14 protein-coding genes are annotated in these 18,883 nt (G+C 39.7%); 10 read left to right on the plus strand and 4 right to left on the minus strand.

Translation table 11 applies throughout. From position 1 onward, the window contains the following. Position 1: 1 nt before the first annotated feature. The 4 genes from AC25Y5_RS00100 (at position 2) to argH (ending at position 5,228) form a co-directional block, all read left to right on the plus strand. The gene (locus AC25Y5_RS00100) at positions 2–1,480 is read left to right on the plus strand and encodes a spore germination protein (RefSeq protein ID WP_488138540.1); all 1,479 of its coding nucleotides are present in this window, start codon (positions 2–4) and stop codon (positions 1,478–1,480) included. A 3-nt stretch (positions 1,481–1,483) separates the two neighbouring features. Next, the gene (locus tag AC25Y5_RS00105; RefSeq protein ID WP_488138541.1) at positions 1,484–2,566 is read left to right on the plus strand and encodes a GerAB/ArcD/ProY family transporter; all 1,083 of its coding nucleotides are present in this window, start codon (positions 1,484–1,486) and stop codon (positions 2,564–2,566) included. Next, positions 2,563–3,666 (plus strand): Ger(x)C family spore germination protein, encoded by a 1,104-nt coding sequence (locus AC25Y5_RS00110; RefSeq protein WP_488138542.1) that lies wholly within the window; start codon positions 2,563–2,565, stop codon positions 3,664–3,666. Before AC25Y5_RS00105 ends, AC25Y5_RS00110 begins: the two co-directional genes overlap by 4 nt. Before the next feature lie 233 nt (positions 3,667–3,899). After that, entirely contained in the window at positions 3,900–5,228 is a 1,329-nt protein-coding gene (gene argH, locus AC25Y5_RS00115) for an argininosuccinate lyase (RefSeq protein WP_488138543.1), read from the plus strand. A 785-nt stretch (positions 5,229–6,013) separates the two neighbouring features. Here argH and AC25Y5_RS00120 read toward each other — a convergent pair. Beyond that, positions 6,014–6,793, minus strand: coding sequence for an enoyl-ACP reductase FabI (locus tag AC25Y5_RS00120; RefSeq protein ID WP_488138544.1), 780 nt, complete (start codon positions 6,791–6,793; stop codon positions 6,014–6,016). A gap of 214 nt (positions 6,794–7,007) precedes the next feature. On the opposite strand from AC25Y5_RS00120, the gene argC reads away from it, so the two are divergent. From argC to AC25Y5_RS00150, 6 genes are all read left to right on the plus strand, one after another. Further along, positions 7,008–8,042, plus strand: coding sequence for an N-acetyl-gamma-glutamyl-phosphate reductase (gene argC, locus AC25Y5_RS00125; RefSeq protein ID WP_488138545.1), 1,035 nt, complete (start codon positions 7,008–7,010; stop codon positions 8,040–8,042). Positions 8,043–8,057: 15 nt separating this feature from the next. Further along, on the plus strand, positions 8,058–9,284 hold the full coding sequence (gene argJ / locus AC25Y5_RS00130; protein WP_488138546.1) for a bifunctional glutamate N-acetyltransferase/amino-acid acetyltransferase ArgJ: 1,227 nt from the start codon (positions 8,058–8,060) through the stop codon (positions 9,282–9,284). Then, positions 9,247–10,026 carry an acetylglutamate kinase gene (argB, locus tag AC25Y5_RS00135; RefSeq protein ID WP_488138547.1) on the plus strand — a complete coding sequence of 260 codons (780 nt, stop codon included), beginning with the start codon at positions 9,247–9,249 and terminating at the stop codon, positions 10,024–10,026. The genes argJ and argB overlap by 38 nt, the downstream gene beginning before the upstream one ends. Further along, positions 10,023–11,177 (plus strand): acetylornithine transaminase, encoded by a 1,155-nt coding sequence (gene argD / locus AC25Y5_RS00140; protein ID WP_488138548.1) that lies wholly within the window; start codon positions 10,023–10,025, stop codon positions 11,175–11,177. The genes argB and argD overlap by 4 nt, the downstream gene beginning before the upstream one ends. Positions 11,178–11,417: 240 nt before the next feature. Next, entirely contained in the window at positions 11,418–12,065 is a 648-nt protein-coding gene (locus tag AC25Y5_RS00145; RefSeq protein ID WP_488138549.1) for a hypothetical protein, read from the plus strand. Positions 12,066–12,382: 317 nt separating this feature from the next. Next, positions 12,383–13,927: an S-layer homology domain-containing protein gene (locus tag AC25Y5_RS00150; protein WP_488138550.1), complete on the plus strand. Its 1,545-nt coding sequence runs from the start codon at positions 12,383–12,385 to the stop codon at positions 13,925–13,927. Between the two features lie 697 nt (positions 13,928–14,624). On the opposite strand, the gene AC25Y5_RS00155 is transcribed toward AC25Y5_RS00150, so the two are convergent. The 3 genes from AC25Y5_RS00155 to AC25Y5_RS00165 all read right to left on the minus strand — a co-directional run bounded on the left by AC25Y5_RS00155 (position 14,625) and on the right by AC25Y5_RS00165 (position 18,880). Next, the gene (locus tag AC25Y5_RS00155) at positions 14,625–15,290 is read right to left on the minus strand and encodes a 3'-5' exonuclease (RefSeq protein ID WP_488138551.1); all 666 of its coding nucleotides are present in this window, start codon (positions 15,288–15,290) and stop codon (positions 14,625–14,627) included. Positions 15,291–15,322: 32 nt separating this feature from the next. After that, positions 15,323–17,248, minus strand: coding sequence for a DUF294 nucleotidyltransferase-like domain-containing protein (locus AC25Y5_RS00160; RefSeq protein ID WP_488138552.1), 1,926 nt, complete (start codon positions 17,246–17,248; stop codon positions 15,323–15,325). 81 nt (positions 17,249–17,329) lie between these two features. Next, entirely contained in the window at positions 17,330–18,880 is a 1,551-nt protein-coding gene (locus AC25Y5_RS00165; RefSeq protein ID WP_488138553.1) for a solute symporter family protein, read from the minus strand. Positions 18,881–18,883 lie beyond the last annotated feature (3 nt).

The following is an 18,883-nucleotide window of genomic DNA, read 5'->3' on the forward strand; positions in this document are numbered from 1 at the left end:
GATGCGTTTTTGGAAAGGTGTTGGGAAGGCCGGCAAGAACGAAGAAATCATTCCTGCATCTCCCCAGGAGAAACCTGAAATCGTCACGATTGATGTGATACAGAAGAAGTTGGAGGGGATCACGGATGTTGTTTGCAAAGAAATTCAAACGCCTGAAGAAACGGTGACAATCACTTACTTCAGTTCACTCGTCGATCCTCTCGGATTCCATGAAACAGTGATTGTTCCTCTAATGAAAGATGAACTGCAAAAAACAGCTGAAGTAATTGAAAATGACAATCTTCCCGGAATGTTGGCCATGATTACAGAAGGGAATACAGTACTGTACTTCCATAAAAAGAACGTATTTTTGAAAATGAATACATTTAGCCCACCCACTAGTTCAATCGCTAATTCAGATACCGAATCAACGGTCAGCGGTCCGCGGGATTCATTTACCGAATCTCTACAAACAAACTTATCCCTCATTAAAAGACGAATACAGAATACTGAATTAAAAAATCGCGACTTTAGGATAGGAACGGAAACACATACTAAAGTTTCCGTTATGTATATCGACAAAATTGTAAACGAGAAAAACTTGACTCAGGTGATTAGCAAAATTGAAGCGCTTGACTACAGAGGTTTTGATGATATCTCCATTTTAGCCCAGCTGATGGAAGACCATCGATTCTCTCCATTTCCTCAATATCAAGTAACCGAGAGACCCGATTTGGTAACAAGCTCTTTAATTGACGGAAGGGTCATTATTATGATGAATAACAGTATTGGCGCAATGATCTGTCCGAGCTCTTTTCTTGGATTTTTCATGTCTCCGGAAGATTATTATAATCGTTGGACTACAGCCACCTTACTTCGTTGTATCCGATTTTTCGGTTTCTTCTTAACGATAATGCTAACGCCTTTCTACATTTCAGCTCTATCTTTCCATTCTGAAATGCTACCTTACGAAGTGTTGAAAAGTATACAAGAATCCAGAAGTAGGGTTCCTTTCCCACCAGTCATTGAAGTTCTTTTCATGGAACTGGTTATTGAAGTATTAAGAGAAGCAGGATCCCGGATGCCGACCAAAATCGGCCAAACGATTGGTATTGTCGGTGGTATCGTTATTGGGTCAGCAGCCGTAGAAGCAGGTCTTGTCAGCAATATTTTGATTGTGTTAGTAGCCATTTCGGCATTACTCTCATTTTTACCACCAAGTTTCAAAATGAGTAATGCAAGTCGCTTTGTTCGATACATTTTTATCTTATCAGCAGGTTTCTTCGGTTTATACGGACAAATGATTGCTTTTGCCTGGCTCATTTATCATTTAGTGAATTTAACGTCTTTGGGAACTCCTTATATGTCGCCGGTGATTCCTAGAAAATGGACAGACCTTCTGGACAGCGTTGTTTTGGCGCCATCCTCTTTCCAAAAGCATAAAAAGGGTATCACGAGTACAGATAGAAAAAAAGAGCTCCCTGAAGAAGGGGGAGAATAGGTTATGGATCAAAATCAGCCAAAGGTATTGAATGGATATCATGTCGTCTTTCTCGTCCATCTTGTGATGAGTGGCAACACTTTATTAACATTGCCAAACTTACTAAGTCCGACAGGCTTTAGCCAGTGGTGGTTCCCAATCATGTTCGGAGTTATCACAAACCTTTTACTCATTCCGATGATTTGGCTTGCCGTTAAATATAGTCATCATAATTTGTTCGCAATTCACGAGTTGCTCCTTGGCAGATGGCTAGGGAAAAGTCTAAATGGAATTCTGATTATATATTCAGCGTTGCTATTGGCCTCTTTTCTTGAGGGGTATTTAGACCTTATACAAGTTATTGCGCTGCCGGAACGGACAATAATTGGGCCATTGCTCATTTTCATGCTTTTGCTCGTTTACATTGTCAGCGGCGGCATTAAGTCAATCGCCCGATTTTGTATCATTAGTTTTTTCCTGGTGGTGTGGATTTTCTTTTTTTTGAAATGGGCAATTGGTGAAGGAGATATTAAACATGTTCTGCCTCTTTTTAACTTTACTAAACAGGAGTTTTTCACAGCAACAAAAAATGGATTTATAGCAATGTCCGGTTTTGAACTAATCCTTTTTTATTTCCCTTATATTATCCATCAGAAAAAAGCATTTAAACAAGCTTCTTTGGGTATATGGATGACCGTATCCTTATACCTTTTGACCGTCTTTACGAGTGTCATGTATTATTCCGAATGGCAACTTGAACATGTGATGTATCCAGTTTTATATTTGTTTAACGCGGTCACTCTCCCTTTTCTTGAGCGAGTTGATGTTTTTGCCATATCACTGTGGGTTTTCCTAATCCTGACGACCGTGGCTGCATTTTTATGGGTTGCAAAGAAGGGATTGGATTCAATACGAGCAAAAGAAAAAAAGAGTCATTTATACATTATAGCTATTGTTGTATTTATTATAGTAAGCATTCCATTACCAAAGGAATTCCAAAATAGACTATATGAAGTTATTTATTACATTAACTATGGGTTTTTGATTTGGCCGATCTTCTTGTGCATCATTCATTTACTGAAAACAAGAAAAGAGGTTGTTACATGAAATGTTTTATATTCTTCTTATTCCCAACTTTATTATTGTGTATGGCCGCCTGTACGCAAAAAGAGCGTTCAAATTCAGTTGAAGATTTATCGATGGTTAGCAGTATTGCCTTCGATTACATTAGTGAAGATGAAGTAAGGATGACGGTCTCAATTCCACAAGCGACAGGCAATTCACAAGAAGTTATTCAAAACTATTCGGTAAATACACCCTTAATCCAGAAAGGGTTCACCGAGATCTCCTCGCAGGCGGGCAAAATGATTTCTTTAAATCAGCTTCGAACAATATTATTTAGTGAGGAGTATGCGAGGAAAGGCGATGTAAATAGGACAACTAAACACTTTTACCGAGATCCAACCGTTGGAAATAATATTCGTCTTGCTATCGTGAAAGATAGCGCGGAAGAAATATTGAAAGGCAGTTATCCTGACATCCCAAGTATAAATATGTATTTATATGACTTGTTACAACCCAAAATGCATACAGCATTTAGTCCCTTTACAACACTTCATGACTTTATTAATTCAGCAACGGATAAGGTATCTCATTCATCTATGCCTTATTTGGAGAAAAAAGAGGGTTCGCTCAAAATTGAAAGTATTGCTTTGTTTGATGGCGGAAAAATGCTTGAAACAATCCCACGTAAACAATCTTCATTAATCCAAGCAATGAAAGGGAAGGACAAACTAGCCCCGCTTGATATTACCCTTGAAAAGGGCTCGGATAAGGAAGAACTGCATATACAATTGATCGAAAGTAAAGTAAAGATTAACAGTAATAAAAAAATGAATTCTCCTCAAGTTTCCATACGAATTAAATTACAGGGTTCTCTGATGGAATATGAGGGGGACAAAGAATTAAGCAGAAAAAGGGAGCTTGAAATGCTGCAGAAGGAAATTAGTAAACATGTTGAAAAGGAAGTAGAAGATCTTTTGGAAAAACTTCGGAAATTAGAAGTTGACCCTGTCGGATTTAGTGAATATTTCAGAATGTATCACAAAGGAAAGTGGAGTGAAAAGCTGACTGAAAAGGTAATTGCATCAGTAGAGTACAAAGTAAGTGTGAATTTCGAACTTCTTAATACTGGGGTTTTAAAATAAGTTATTAAATGAATGATTTAACGAGCGTAACGATGGGTTACGCTTGTTAAAATTGTGGATTGTGGAGAAAACTCGAACTAATAGCTGTGACATAATACTTCTTGCTAAATAAGTAATTATGAAATATAATTCATAATTATACATATTAGTGCATAAAAGAGTGTGATAATAAATATGGGTTTGTTTTATCGAAAATGAATGCTAGTAAGTATAAAAAAGGAGTGGCAAAATAAATGAAACTTTGGGGCGGACGTTTTACAAGTCGTGCAGATGAAATAATGGAGAAGTTCAATACATCGTTACCTGTAGATCACAGATTATATAAAGAGGACATTGCTGGTAGCTTGGCACATGTCACAATGTTAGTGCATTGTGATTTACTAACACCGGAAGAAGGGGAGCTGCTCGTAAACGGTCTCCAATCGATATTGAAGGATATCGAAACAGGTACTATTAAAATTGAAGGCAATTACGAGGATATACATTCATTCGTAGAAATGCATTTAACAGAACGTATTGGGGAGACTGGAAAGAAGCTGCATACAGCACGCAGCCGAAATGACCAAGTTGCTGTAGACATGCGCTTATACGCAAAAGGCAAGGCGTCGGAAGTGATGGACAACCTTCAAATGCTCATCGATTCGTTGTATGAAAAAGGTGCAGCAAACAATGTAATCATGCCTGGCTATACGCATTTACAACGTGCGCAAGTCGTGACATTCGGCCATCACCTAGGTGCGTACGCGCAAATGTTCAAAAGGGATAAAAAACGTGTTGGAAACGCAATTGAAATTTTGGATGAAAACCCATTAGGTTGCGGGGCACTCGCTGGTACAACGCATAACATTGATCGTGAAGTGACAACGGCTTTATTAGGTTTTGCAAAACCTGTGGATAATTTCCTTGATGGTGTCAGTGATCGTGATTACTTACTTGAACTAATGTCGAATTTCTCTATACTGATGATGCATTTAAGCCGATTGAGCGAAGAACTTATATTGTGGAGTAGTCAGGAATTCAAATTCATCGACATGGCAGATGCGTATTCAACGGGAAGTAGCATCATGCCACAAAAGAAAAACCCCGATGCAGCAGAATTGATTCGCGGAAAAACAGGACGCGTTTATGGCTCATTGTTTTCACTACTAACGACGCTGAAAGGGCTACCTTTGACATATAACAAGGACATGCAGGAAGACAAAGAGCAGTTTTTTGATGCACTTGATACTGTGTTGGATTGTATAGAAATTATGTCGAAAATGATTGACACACTTCAAGTAAATGCGGATAACATGAAAGCAGCGATTAAAGCTGGTTTTCTAAATGCGACAGAAGTTGCCGATTACTTAGTGAGTAAAGGGACAGCATTCCGAGACGCGCATGAAATTGTCGGGAAATTGATTATTTACTGTGAACAACAAAAGAGAGCAATTGAGGATTTGACAGTGGAAGAGTTGGCGAAGTTCAGCGAACAGATTACGGATGATATCTATGATTACATTGATTACGAAAACATCATTACAAAAGGGAATAAGCACTTGATGAAACAAGTGGGGAAATGAAAGAAGGGACTGTCTTATCCAGACAGTCCCTTTTTGTAATATAAAGTATCACAGCTGTTGAGTAACCAAGAATAGCCAGTAAATTACTTAATTACACGCTGAGCACTACTTGGATAGTCGCAATTGGATCGCTTGAATTGAACAATTTCTATACAATTATTGATGTGTTTATAAGTAGGGATGCGACTTCGTCGCATCCTTACTTATTTTTTTCGGTAATCTTATGGTGATTGTTCATCCGTCGCTCTCCAAAGACACTAGTAAAAGTAGTTCCGAAGCTTTTCGGGACGAAAGAATAGATCGCTTCTTATATGGAGAGAGGCGGTCAAAGATACAATTTTGACCGCTCAAGCCTTCTAATAAGGTATCTCTATTATTAGAAGAATCTATTAGAGCATAACAAAGAATACAATATACAACGTGCAAGAGTGCCCGAAATTGCATCTTCGGGCACTTACACTCTCTATTGGAAGTCATCTATTCTTTTTTTCCCAAGCAACCGCATTTTTCACTTGAATATTGTAGGAACGCGACAGGTAATTAATCATAACAGTATGTCCGAAAAGAGTGTGGGTAGAAGTGACAGAGTCACTTCTACCCACACATGCCCCACGGTAAAACTGTCGTGATTAATTCACCGAAAGCGTGCCGAAAATAGTCTAGTCAAAATGGCAGTTTTTAAGTCCTACTCGCCCGTGTTTTATGCCGGAATTGGTTAATCCACAGACAAGTTATAGCATAAGTTTCATGACCAGGAATCGCGTCTAAGTGGGTACTTAGCGCTATTACCCCATTATATTGTAGCCGGCATCTACATAAATAATTTCACCAGTTACGCCGCGGGATATGTTGCTTAACGTGACCATTGTCATCTCCGCTACTTCTTCTTGTGTTACGTTACGTTTCAAAGGAGCATTCTCTTCAATTTGAGTCAAAATTTTATTGAAAGAAGCGATGCCTTTTGCGGATAGTGTCCGAATTGCACCAGCTGAAATTGCATTGACACGGATATTATCTTTTCCAAGGTCAAACGCCAAATACTTAACAGATGCTTCAAGCGAGGCTTTCGCAACTCCCATTACATTATATCCGTCAAGCACACGCTGTGCCCCCAGGTAACTCATCGTAACGATAGAGCCGCCTTCCGTCATAAATGGACGAGCTTCTTTTGCCGTTGCAATGAGTGAATAAGCGCTTGTATCTTGTGCAAATGCAAATCCGCTTCTTGTCGTTTCTACAAAGTCGTTTTTCAAATCCTCAGCATGGGCAAAAGCAAGTGAGTGGACCACTCCGTGAATTGTACCGACTTCTGCACCGATTGTACCGAACGCTTCATGGATACTTTCATCCTCATTTACATCACACTGCACAATCAGTTTTGCCTCGTAACCCGCCGTACCTAACAGCTTTTCAAGTTTAGCGAGTGAACGCTCTTTCCTGTATGTGAAAATCACGTTTGCACCGACTGTGAAAAGTGTTTTGGCTACTCCCCAAGCAAGGCTCCGTTCATTCGCCACACCCATTACCACAATATTTTTTCCTTTTAGTTTCAATAAATCTTCCATAGTAACCTCCTGATTAGGCAAGTGTAATTCAATGCCTATTATTAGTACCAGATGCTAAATGAATTATAGCATATCTGTTTCATTCGTGTGAATAACAAAAATAATAAATGAAAACGCATTCAATAATGTAACTTACGAAATAAATAAAAATACAGTTGACTTTATAATTATGCATACATATAATAAGCTTAACTTACAAACAGGAGTGATTGTCATGAAGGTAGGAATCATTGGCGCTTCAGGGTATGGTGGACTAGAGCTCATCCGGCTACTGCACAACCATCCTGAAGTCGAAAAAATTGAATTATTCACATCATCTAAAGAAGGAATTGTCTTTTCGCATAATTTTCCGCATCTAATGAATATATCCGATCAGTCACTTCAAAAAATAGAGTACGAAAAGTTAATGGATTTCGATGTCGTGTTCTCGAGTGCACCAGCAGGAGTCGCAAGTAAGCTTCTTCCTCCGTTACTAGGGAAAGGACCTCGCCTGATCGATTTGTCTGGAGACTTCCGTTTAAAAGATTTAGCTCAATATGAGCAATGGTACCAAAAAGAACCTGCACCGGCATCCGCGGTCGAGCATAGTGTATATGGTCTGACCGAATGGAATACTGATGCAATCAGACAAGCGCAACTAATAGCTAATCCTGGTTGTTATCCTACGGCGGTTCTGTTGGCGCTCTTGCCTTTACTCAAAGATAACTTGATTGATGCAACTCAATTAATCATTGATGCAAAAAGTGGTGTGTCTGGGGCAGGCAATACACCCAATAAAATGACCCATTTCAGTGAAACGAATGAAAATACAGCCATTTATAAATTGAATCAGCATCAGCATATACCAGAAATAGAGCAGGCATTTTCGATGTTTGCGCAAGAAACAGCGCCTATCACTTTTAGTACACATCTTGTTCCGATGACAAGGGGAATTCTTGCGACGATTTATGCACCCGTCATGGAAGGTATTACGGAGCAACAACTCGTGGATTGCTTAACGACAACCTACGCTGAACATCCTTTTGTCCGAGTTATGCAAGAAAATGGAAAGTTCGGTACCAATCAAGTATACGGATCGAACTATTGTGATCTCCTCGTGAAAGTTGATCCGCGGACGAACAGGGCAACCATCGTATCCGTCATTGACAACTTAGTAAAAGGGGCAGCAGGGCAAGCCATTCAAAATATGAACGTACAATTTGGTCTCAAAGAAATAACCGGTCTATCACTTGTCCCGGCATTCATTTAACCTAGGGGGAATATTATGACGACAACAGCAAGAGCGTTAAAGCGTCTATCAGGAAATAATATCGCTTCCCCAATCGGTTTTAAAGCGACTGGGCTCCATTGCGGCATAAAACACAAGAATAATGATTTGGCTTTACTAGTCAGTGAAGTCCCGGCAAGTGTTGCGGGTGTTTTTACAACAAATGCAATTCAGGCAGCACCATTGCTTGTTACGAAAGAAGCGATAAAACAAACGGGGAAAATGCAGGCAATCATCGTGAATTCAGGAAACGCTAATGCCTGCACAGGAAAACAAGGGTTGCTAGATGCACGTCTAATGCAACAAAAGACAGCAGAAAAACTTGGAATCGCTCCTGGGTTAGTCGGAGTAGCATCTACTGGAGTTATCGGTGAAATAATGAAAATGGAACCCATTGTTAAAGGGATTCCAAAACTTCAGCCAAGTTCTGCATTAGAAGGATCTATTCTATTTTCTCAAGCGATTTTAACGACAGATACAGTTACAAAAAATACTGCATACAGCACAGTAATCGACGGCAAGAAGATTACTCTTGCGGGGACAGCAAAAGGATCGGGAATGATTGACCCGAATATGGCTACGATGCTTGGTTTCATTACAACTGATGCCAACATTGAATCGGTTCATCTGCAAGCAGCTCTTAAAACTGTAACAGACGTAACGTTCAACTCAATTACGGTGGATGGCGACACCTCTACAAATGATATGGTACTAGTTATGGCGAATGGGTTAGCCGGCAATAGTGCGCTGACACCATTACATCCCGACTGGGAACTGTTCGTTAATGCATTGCACGCAGTATCCCAAGAACTTGCAAAAATGATAGCTAAGGATGGAGAAGGGGCGACAAAGCTCATCGAAGTCGAGGTATCGGGTGCAGTTTCGGATGCTGAAGCAAGAAAAATTGCCAAAACAGTCGTTGGGTCACCACTTGTAAAAACAGCCATTTTTGGTTGTGATGCGAACTGGGGAAGAATTATCGCGGCTGTCGGGTATAGTGGTGCAACACTAGATCCAAATGCCATTAAGATTAAGATTGGATCAACAATCGTAGTAGAAAACGGAGAACCTGTGCCTTTTTCTGAAGCACAACTATCAGGCTATTTGAAACAGCCGGAAGTGAAAATTACAGTCGACCTTCACCAAGGCAACGGTCATGGGTTGGCATGGGGGTGCGATTTAACATATGACTATGTCCAAATTAACGCAACATACCGATCGTAAACGAATTGTTATTAAACTAGGTGGCAGTATGCTTGAAGGATTGAACGAAGCCTTTTTCAAAAACTTTAAACAACTGCAGGAAACAGGACATGAACTGATACTGGTTCATGGAGGGGGTCCTTTCATTAATAATGAATTGGCCAAAAATAACGTATTATCCTCGGTGTTAAACGGTATTCGAGTGACATCGAAAGAAGCGGTAGGAATTATTCAAATGACGTTGGTGGGTCAAGTTAATCCAGCCCTTGTCCATCAATTAAACAAAGGCGGCATTGATGCGATAGGTATGAGTGGATATGACGGAAAACTACTTACATGTACAGTGTTTGATGAAGAGGTGTATGGATATGTAGGGGAAATTCAGCATGTCCGAACAGAACTTCTGGAAAATATTCTAGCAGCAGGGCTTGTACCGGTTATTTCATGTATCGGTGCTTCAGAGGACGGTGCTCCGCTCAATATCAATGCGGATACGGTCGCTAGTAAAATAGCATTTGCGATGAAGGCTGACAGTCTTCTCCTCGTCACGGATACTCCAGGTATTCAAATAAAAGGAATTGTTCAAGAAAAAGCATCACAAATAGAAATAATGCAGTGGATTGAAACAGGAGAGATTTACGGAGGCATGTTACCGAAAGTGGAAGCTGCACTTGATTGTTTACATGCAGGCATTCCGTCCGTACAAATTGTCGGTCAGCAACTAGAAGGAACTGACATTAAATACGAGGGGGCATTCATTTGAGTACGTTATTTAATAATTACGCGCGACGTTCTGTTCATCTTGTAAAAGGAAAAGGGACAATCGTCACTGATGACAAAGGGAAAGATTATCTCGATTTTACAAGTGGAATCGCAGTCGTCAGTTTAGGCCATGCAAATGAAAAACTTGTCGAAGCAATGAAACTGCAAAGTGAGAAACTATGGCACACATCAAACTTATTTGAAAGTCCTGAACAGGAAAAACTAGCGGCTAAACTTGTGGAAGAAACTCCTTTTAGCCACGCGTTTTTCTGTAACAGCGGCGCCGAAGCAAACGAAGCAGCCATTAAATTGGCACGTAAGCATACACAGAAGAATATCATTATTACTTTTGAACAATCCTTTCACGGACGTACATTTGGCGCAATGTCCGCAACTGGGCAACCTAAAGTTCGCGAAGGATTTGGCCCGCTGCTAGAGACATTCCGGATCATTCCTTACAATGACGTAGCGCAATTGGAAGCAGCGGTTGACGGAGATGTAGCTGCAATCATGTTAGAAGTTATTCAAGGTGAGGGCGGCGTTCATCCAATCGAACCTGAATTTGCACAAAAAATAACGGAAATTTGTAAAACAAACGGAATTTTATTGATTGTCGATGAAGTGCAAACAGGAATCGGTCGATCGGGAACCCGTTATGCCAGTGAACAGACGGTTCTAAGACCCGATATTATGACTCTTGCCAAAGGATTGGGAGGAGGATTCCCGATTGGGGCTATGCTTGGGGCAAGCGAGCTCTTCGATTCATTTGGACCTGGTACCCATGGCACAACATATGGCGGTAACCCACTTGCCGTTGCGGTTGCGCAAACAGTCGTAGATATTGTTTTCGAGAAAGAGTTCTTGCAAGAAGTTAAAGACAAATCAAACTACCTTGTTGAAAAGGTGCAGACGCTATTACCGGAGGATCAATTTTCAATTCGTGGTGCTGGATTGTTATTGGGGATTCAATGCCGTGGAGACGTGTCTTCATATATTCAACAGGCAGAAGAGGCAGGGTTACTGCTCGTCCAAGCAGGAAGTAACGTTATTCGACTTTTACCGCCTTTAACAGTTACATACGAAGAGATGGATAAAGCAGTGGATATTATTACTACCATTTTGCTAAGTGAAAAAGCGACAACTAACTACTAGCGTACTTGAATTAAAGTGTTCAGTGAAGCACTATTCAATGAACCTAGTCTGAAGGTAACCAAAAGGACCTGCTACTTACTAGCGGGTTCTTTTGGTTTTATTTTATTTAATAGGCCTTTCATACAGTTTATTGTCATTAATCTAAACCCTCGGAATCATATTGGATAAATATTGAAACTTATTTTGTGAAAACACTGTATAGTAAGAGACTTCATTAGATAATATACAGGAGGTAAGAAAATGACAGATAGTGAGAGAATCAATCTATTCATGGGTATTCGAAACTTCCGTGAAAAACAAGTAACCATAGGATTAACACTGGAAGAAGAAAAGTCATTATCTACATTATTAAAACAAATGGAAGAAGATATTGAAAAAGTACATAAAACAATATTGAACTATAACGATGAGCAAATGAAAACCCCCATAAAAATGGAGGCAATTCGAAATGTCACATTTGTTGAAAGTCCGGTTAAACAGAACTTAGTTGATAAGTTAATGAAAAAAGAGCCAATTGTCTATTATAAACTTCAAGTGTCCAGTTGGGATGATCTTGACACTTATCAATTGCCCTATCACTTTGCGTTAGAAATGAAAAGATTCATGGAAGAGGTGGGCTTAGGAAGTAAGTGGAATACCTTGTTGCCGGTAACCATGGAAATGTCACCAACTGAAATTTTAGATAAAGAAGAAGTTGAATGGTTGAATTTACTACCCGATCCGAAATGGTGTTTAGCTGCTTTTAATGGAGTGGATGAGCTGGAGAATTGGGCACAAAAGCATAGCGAAGAAATGCATGAGAGCATCATATGGTTAAAAGAACAATGGCAAGATGGCTATCAGATTTACATTGACTTCACTGAAATGGAATTTATACAAATTCAGTAATAATAAGTTTATTGATGAAGTAGGCGGTTCTGATGAAAAAAAATAAGAAAAAATAAATAATTATTAGAATATTCGAAGTTGCACCTGAATATAAAGGTATGAAAACATACGTTTCAGAAGACTTTATTGAATTATTAATTCGAAACTAACAACCAAAAAGCGTGTTATAAAAAAAGGTATGAAACGGTGGGCTGCCCTTTAACAAGGCAGACGTTTCATACTTTTTCTTTGTACTTTTACTAGGAAAGACTATACGGAATTTTCTTTCTATTGTATTATTGAAGTATAAAGTCTGTTAGTAGAAAAGGAGAGTCTAAATGTCGAAAAAGTTTATGGTGATTTTTACCGCAATCCTCCTTATGTTTACCGCAATAGATACAGTTTTTGCTGCACCTTTATTCAAAGACGTTACAGACAAGCATGCATCGAAAGCGGAATTGGACTTTTTGGCGAAGCGAGGTATTATTTTTGCAAATCCATCGGAGAACTTTGGTGTGAATGAAGAAATTACACGCCTAGAAGCTTCGGCTATGATTATTAAGGCACTCGGTCTCGATACTTTGAATCGGCCGGATCCGAATTTCTCCGACGTTACTATTGAAGATGAGGGTTATGCCATCGTTGCAACAATGGCAGATGAAGGTATTATGAAAGGCAATGCAAGCGGAGAGTTCATGCCGAACAACAAGTTAACAAGGGGACAGATGGCGGCAATCCTAGTCAATGCATTTAAATTGCAAGGTACTACTAAACATTCTTTTAAAGATGTCAATGCATCAAACTGGGCATCAAATTCTATTAAAACGCTATATGCCAATGAAATCACAGTAGGCTATCCAAACAATACTTATAAGCCGACAGCCTTCATAACGAAAGCCAATTTCGCTGTTTTCCTTGCACGTATACTAAATCCAGAATTCAAAAAGAAACCTGTTTGTTCCAAGGTAGATAGTAAAAAAACTGCTGTTGTCAACGTTCAAGTGACAAACTTGTGGAAATCCCCCAACAAAAACCGTGTAGTGGATCGGCCTTCTATTTCCAGTCCGACCGATATTCAAAAATGGGCTAAAAGCATGTCCGTAAGCCAAAAGTTATGGCTCGTAGGAAAGACGGATACGCAAGCTTTATACGGACAGGAAGTCGTTATTTTGAAAAGTAGTGGAAATTGGCATGAAATTGCTGTAAAGGATCAATATTCGCCCAGGAACAAAGCAGGATATCCAGGATGGGTCCCGAAAACGCACATAATGGAAACAGCTTCGAATTACACGGATTGTCAAATAGCAATCGTAGATACGAATATTGCCACTCTCTATAATGAACCCAAAAAAGCAAGCAAATTTATGGATATTAGCTATACGACAATTCTACCTGTCATAAAAGAAGAAGGAGACTGGATTCACGTTCAAACACCGGCAAGTGGGGTGAAATATTTACGTAAGCAAGACGTGAAAATCGTTAAAAATTTCGGATCAATACAAAAACCGACTCAAAAAGACATTGTTGATAGCGCCAAAATGTTCCTTGGACTTCCATACATCTGGTCGGGTATATCAGGCTTTGGTTTTGACTGTTCAGGTCTCATTCATTCCGTGTATAAAAATCATGGCATAATGATTCCGCGCGATTCGTTTGTCCAGGCGGTGAACGGTACTCCTGTTGCCAAGAAAAATATGCAACCCGGAGACTTGTTATTCTTCGCTTACAATCAAGGAAAAGGGAAGGTGTACCACGTAGGAATGTATATCGGGAATAACCAAATGATTCATGCCCCGAATTCGAGCAGAAAAGTAGAGATTGTTTCTATCAATGCACACCCATATAAAGTTAACTTTTCAGGGTCCAGAAGGTATTTAAAGTAATGTGAGTTTCTGAAGACGTGAGGGGGAAATAACGATAAAGCATCCTTCGGGGTGCTTTTCACTGGACTATTTTCGGCCCGCTTGCGGCGAATTAATTACGACCCTTTTACCGAGAAGTAATAAAGGCTAGAAGTGACTCCGTCACTTCTAGCCTTTATTTTCGGTCATCCTGTTGTGATTAATTGCCTATCGCGTTCCTACAATATTCAAGTGAAAAATGCAGTTGCTCTGAAAGTATAGAATAGATGACTTTCTATAGTGATTGTAAGTGCCCGAAGATGCAATTTCGGTCACTCTAGCACCTTGTATATTGTATTCTCTGCTTATTTCAGCAAAGATTAAGTGATGCTCTAATAAGAAAGTGACATTTCCTAAAACAAAAATAGAGAAACTATAGTAGGAGACTTGAGCGGCCAAAATTGTATCTTTGGCCGCTTCTCTCAAGGTGAAAAGTCAGCAATTCTTTCGTCCTGAGAAGCTTCGGCACTTCTTATAGGTGAGTGATTGGAGAGCGTCGGATGAACAACCACCATACGATTACCGAGAATACAACAAGTCGCATCACTACTTACTCAAGACATCTCGATAATGATATAGAGGTCGTTCAATTCTTAGCAATCCAAAGACAACTTTACACGAAGTGTCCCTTGTATGATCAAGTTATTTCTCAGTTATTTTCAACAGAAGATGTATTAAGCTAAAACAAGGCAACATTCTGCTGTTTTTTATTATTCTTTACTCGAAGTAAGTCCGCTAGCGTAATAACTCCCTTATCTTCAAGACGCTTCAATAATTCGATAAATAAATGAGCGGTTGTCAAGGCATCCCCTAGTGCACGGTGTCGCTCAAATATTCGTGTACCAAATATCCGCGCGTATTTTTCCAAATCAAACTGATCCCATGATGGATTTAAGTAATTGATTAAATCAAATGTATCAAAGGAAGAAGGCACTTCATATGTACATTTGACTCGCTGTAATTCTCTTTTTAAAACCAGGGTATCAAAGCTTAAATGGTGACCAATCCATCCGCCACTATTCGTATCTTTAAAGAATTGAAAGTAGCTTTCGATTGCTTCAAGTGGGGTAGGTGCATTGTCTACATGATGTTGTTCAATAGATGTCAACTTCGTAATATGTTCGGGTATAAGACGTGATGGTTTTACAAATGTCTGAAATACACTGTCAGTGACTACACTATTTTCAATATGAACAGCACCTATTTCAATAAGACGATCATCTGCAGAAATTGCAAATCCTGTCGTTTCAGTATCGAAGACGGTAAACGGCATATTTCTAAGCTTTGTATCTAGCAAAAATGGCTGATCCAGTTTATAGTTTGATTGCTGTTTTTTCCAAAACATAGATTACCCTCCAATCAATCGCTAAAAATCGTTCATAACTTTGCAAGTAAATGTGATTGCAAGGCGTGGACTGTTGTTAACATAGTCGTTAATTCATCCCGTTCCCATTTGCGAATCGACGCAAAGTGAATTTCAGTTGTAATAGATTCACCACGTAGATGCTTTTTCCATGATAGTCGAATCCTTGTTTTTAGGGCAATTTCATATGCATGACGAATATCATCTGCAAAACCAGCGGACAGTTCTCCTTCTTTCACCAGGTCGTCGACTAATTGCAATGGCGTGCCGTTAATGATGTTTTTTTGTACACCCAATATTTGTAGGCAATGGTGCATGGGAAATAAAGCATGTTTTTTGATATCGAAAACATCACGGTTACCCCTTGCTTTAAATAAAGCAAGAAAGGAATGATTAACTAGTGGTATGGGCCTATTCTGTTCCTGTTGCGCCATATAATAAAGGAAAGTTTGTGAGGATTTCAATTGTATTTGTACCATCTGGGAAAAGCGATTATTTAACGATGCATCTCCCATCAGAAAACGAAAAGATAAAAAATTATAGCCTAGTAAAATATCATCATCGGTTGCCTTCAACGCCCAACTCCGAAGTCTCTTCTGCCAATCGGAAATGGAACCGCGCCATAGTGACTCACTAGACATCATTTTTCCATCACATCTGGAATAACCGGCATTCTCCATATGCCAAACTATCGCATCTCCAAGCTGTAAAAAATAATTATCTACTTGTTGTTTGTTCTTCTCATCTGGATTAGCATAAACAAGGAAATGATCTTGATCCGTCAACATGAATTGTTCTCCTCTGGCACCACTGCCCATCTGGTACCACGCATATGGAACGGGTGGAGTGCCTTTACCTTGTATCTCCATCCACCGCACAGCGAGTTTCACACAGTGTCGTGCGAGTCGGTCATATAACTTTGTAATTATCTCCAACAAGTGGATGGTAGAAATTTCATCGTTAATTAAACTCGATAGTACATCATAAATTGCATTTTTAATAGCAGGCAAACTTTCTATAGAAGAAGCTTCAATCGTTTTTAAGATACCCATCGATCCGCGATCCCGTTTTGTGATCAAATTTGATAGTGTAACAACGCCAACCAGTCGATTACCTTCGACGACAGGTAAGTGCTTTACCCCGTACTTATAGAATGCTGACAGGACCTCGTAGTAGTAATCATGACGGGAAATCGTATGAGGTTTTTTCGTCATGATATCTATGGCTTTCGGTTCACTATTATAACCTTGAGCAAGGACTCTTTGTACTAGGTCTTTTTCTGTTATGATTCCTGTTAATTGCTCTTTTTGATCAACTACTAGAATCGAACTGATTGAGTTATCAATCATACTACGCGCTATTTGTCTTAATGCCGTGTCTTCAGTAATGGTAATGGCAGGAGAATTCATAAAGTCCTCAACACGACGTACGTATGGCTCGCTTTCTCCCCACTCATCTGACAACTTCATTTGCTCACCTAAGGAAGCATAGACATTTGCCAGTCGTATAGACATACTTTTCAAAATAGCATCACGGACGTCTGTATCATCTATTCTCTTCTTCACGACAGAAATAGGAACCTGTAAGCAATAGGAATCTTCCAGTACTACCATTTCAAGATGATGCCAATCGAGTGGTCGACTTGACTCACCTAGGTAATAAGCGATGTTTGAAAAACCGATTATCTCACCTTCCTGAACTTCTTCAATAGCATAGGATGTCTCATCATCACCAATTATGAATATTTCTGCAGAGCCTTTTATGATAAGGAATAATCCTTCGTGGGGGGTTCTGAAGTAGTCCGTCTTTCCAGCCTTTTGGTAATAGGTGAGTTTGCATTCAGACATTAGTTCGTTAAATGCCGTGTCGGATAATCCTTTAAATAATAGCTGCTCATGTACTAACTCATAGATTGCTTTTGTTCGCTGCTTATCATTCATTGTCATCACCTTCGTCTTTTGATAGAAAAATCTCCCTCATCTAATTAAAAATAGAGAGGGAGGAATTTTTTTATTACTTGATTAACGCTCAAGTTCTCTATAACCTGTTTCCGCTCTGAACTTCACTTCAGCATAAGAAACTTCATCAGCTTCGTGTTTTTTAGATGAAACGAGCGTACCAATAATTGCTGCTAAGAATCCTGCTGGAACAGAAATAATTGCAGGGTTCGCATAAGGGAAGAGTGGTTGTCCAACAAAGAACGCGGCTCCTTCAACAGGGTTAATAACACTTGGACTTACTGCAACCAGAACAAGTGCAACAATCAAACCGGTTAACATGGAAGCGACTGCACCTGTCGTATTAAACCTTTTCCAATAGATAGTGAATAGAATTGTCGGAACGTTTGCAGAGGCGGCAATACAGAATGCGAGTGAAACAAGGAACGCGACATTCAATTTTTCCGCACCAAGCGCTAAAATGATAGAGAAAACAGAAACAGCAATTGCAGCGTATCTTGCGGCTCTAACTTGTTGTTTCTCTGTAACTTTACCTTTTTTAATAATTTCTCCGTAAATATCATGTGCAATCGCTGATGCGCCTGACAATACAAGACCGGCAACAACTGCTAGAATCGTCGCGAAGGCAACTGCTGCAACGAATGACTCAAGTGCTGATCCCCCTAAAACACCCGCTAACATTGGTGCGGCCATGTTTCCGGCAGCATTTTCGGCAATGATTGCATCTACGCCAACAAACTTAGCTGCACCGAAACCGAGGAAAATTGTTAGAACATAGAATATACCTATGATCCAAACCGCATAAATTACAGAAGAACGAGCTGTTTTCGCATCTTTTACCGTAAAGAAGCGCATTAAGATATGGGGCAAACCAGCCGTACCTAAAACCAGTGCAATTAGGACGGATATTAGACCAATCGGGTCTTTATAGATTATCCCGGAATGTAAGAAGGCTTCACCATGTGGCGTAGCTGTTCTCATGGCGTCAAACATACCGATAAAGTTGAAGTTGAATTTTAATAGGACAAGGAACGAAATAACAATGGTACCTATCATAAGTAAAATGGCTTTAATAATTTGAACCCAACTTGTTGCAGTCATACCGCCGAATAGGACATAGATTGTCATCATTACACCAACGATTAGAACTGCAATCCAATAGTCGATTCCTAGAAGTAATTTTATCAGGGCACCAGCACCTACAAGCTGAGCCAGCATATAAAATAAAACAATCGTAATTGTATTTAATGCTGCGGCGCCACGAACTTTTCTTGCCCCAAAACGTGCACCAATCATATCTGCCATAGTAAACTTCCCTAGATTACGCAGTGGCTCTGCAATTAGAAACAAAACTACTAGATAAGCTGTCAACCAACCAATACTATAGTAAAAACCATCAAATCCATTTAAAGAGATTGCTCCTGCAATTCCTAGGAATGATGCAGCAGACAGGTAGTCTCCAGCAATCGCCATTCCGTTTTGCCAACCGGTTAATGATCCCCCAGCTGTGTAAAAATCACTTGCAGTTGTCGTTTGTTTGGCCGCCCAGTATGTAATCCCCAGTGTAAGCCCAATTACTGCAACGAAAATTGCGATTGATATAATATCATCCACTTG

It is taken from the genome of Sporosarcina sp. Y1011, from assembly GCF_057669885.1.